This is a genomic window from Kurthia sp. Dielmo (genome assembly GCF_000307285.2).
In the GTDB taxonomy this organism is placed as follows: Bacteria; Bacillota; Bacilli; order Bacillales_A; family Planococcaceae; genus Kurthia; species Kurthia populi.
In genome coordinates this window covers 1-1,559 of the sequence record NZ_CAEP01000172.1, presented here as the reverse complement: position 1 = coordinate 1,559, position 1,559 = coordinate 1, and the positions used below count along the sequence as shown (strand labels likewise).

Here is a 1,559-nt window from a genome sequence, read left to right as displayed (position 1 = left end):
GCATTCCTGTTAGAAGGATTTTCAGAGACTTGAAAACAAAAAAGCCCTCCTGTATGATGCTTGAGTGTCAACTGGCATTGACGCGCATAATATACAGAGAGGACCCATCCGAATGAATTTTAATACGAATGAAAAAATAAATCAAGTTTCTGAAAATACACTCGTTATCGGCATCGATATTGCCAAACGTAAACACTATGCTTGTGCAGTTGATGATCGAGGACGTATCCTTCAAAAATCCTTTCCGATTATCCAATCTAAAATTGGTTTTGATGACTTTTATGAGCGTCTTATGACGCTAAAAGAGAAACACGAAAAACAGGAGATCCTAGTTGGTTTCGAACCCACAGGCCATTATTGGATGAATCTCGCTGCCTTTTTAACGCATTACGGAATTCCATTTGTGATGGTCAATCCGATGCACGTTAATCGCTCGAAAGAACTTGACGATAATCTGCAGACGAAAAATGATCAAAAGGATGCGCTGGTCATCGCACGTTTGATACGTGATGGCCGATTTAGTTATCCACGCCTTTTAGAAGGCGTAGAAGCAGAATTAAGAAACGGTGCGACCTTACGTTCAAAGCTTCAAGAAGATTTGAGCGCACTTCAAAATCGCATTATCCGTTGGCTAGATCGATTTTTCCCAGAGTTTACACAAGTATTCAAAAGCTTTGGGAAAATGGCGTATGCGGTGCTTGAAAAAACACCGCTACCAATGGATATTCAAGGGAAAACGCCTGAAGAACTGCTTTCCCTTTATCGCCAAGTAGAAGGGCTGAAAAGCCCTCAACTGCCAAAATCGAAACAATTAGTCCGTATTGCGCCTCACTCAATTGGATTAACAGAGGGGCTTGTGATGGCACGTTTTGAAATAGCCACGCTACTTTCTCAGTACCATATGATGCAGGCACAACTCGATGAACTAACTTGTCAGCTAACGGCTCTTGCGAAACAAATGACGGATTATGATTATTTGGCGTCCGTTCCTGGTATCGGAGATATTACTATTCTCGATTTATTATCAGAAGTCGGTTCACTCGCACAATATGCACATCCACGCCAATTAATTAAACTAGCGGGGCTTACATTGCGTGAAAACTCTTCTGGCCAATCAAAAGGACAAAAAAGAATCTCTAAACGAGGTCGGCGTAAATTAAGGGCGCTTTTATTCCGCGTTATGATGCCTTTAATTCTTCATAATTCTGCTTTCAAAGCGCTTCATGAGTACTATACGACAAGGACGAAAAATCCTTTACGGAAGAAGCAGTCTATTGTCGTACTTTGTGGGAAACTGTTAAAGATTTTACATGCCTTGTGCAAAAAGAAAGTGATGTTCGATGAACATCAGATGATGACAGACTTTACGGTTCTCAAAGCAGCTAGCTGATTACATTTGACTGAAAGTCTAAGCAAAAGGATAACACGGAGAAGCCAGCACTATTCATCACCTTCGACCTTTCACTTCATGAATGAGTCCCTATAGGAGCATCGCTAGCCTCTGCCTTATGAACAGACCGAACGAAGGAATGTACGCGCAATTAGACGCCTAGAGATAT

At 41.5% G+C, this 1,559-nt stretch carries 1 protein-coding gene; it reads left to right on the top strand.

Annotated elements, in window-relative coordinates:
* Positions 1 to 112: 112 nt before the first annotated feature.
* The gene (locus tag KTHG_RS00010) at positions 113 to 1,390 is read left to right on the top strand and encodes an IS110 family RNA-guided transposase (RefSeq protein ID WP_139991767.1); all 1,278 of its coding nucleotides are present in this window, start codon (positions 113 to 115) and stop codon (positions 1,388 to 1,390) included.
* The last annotated feature ends 169 nt before the right edge of the window (positions 1,391 to 1,559 follow it).

Excerpts from the sequence above, each read along its gene's own strand:
- KTHG_RS00010 (WP_139991767.1), top strand. The coding sequence starts at position 113 with ATGAATTTTAATACGAATGAAAAAATAAATCAAGTTTCTGAAAATACA.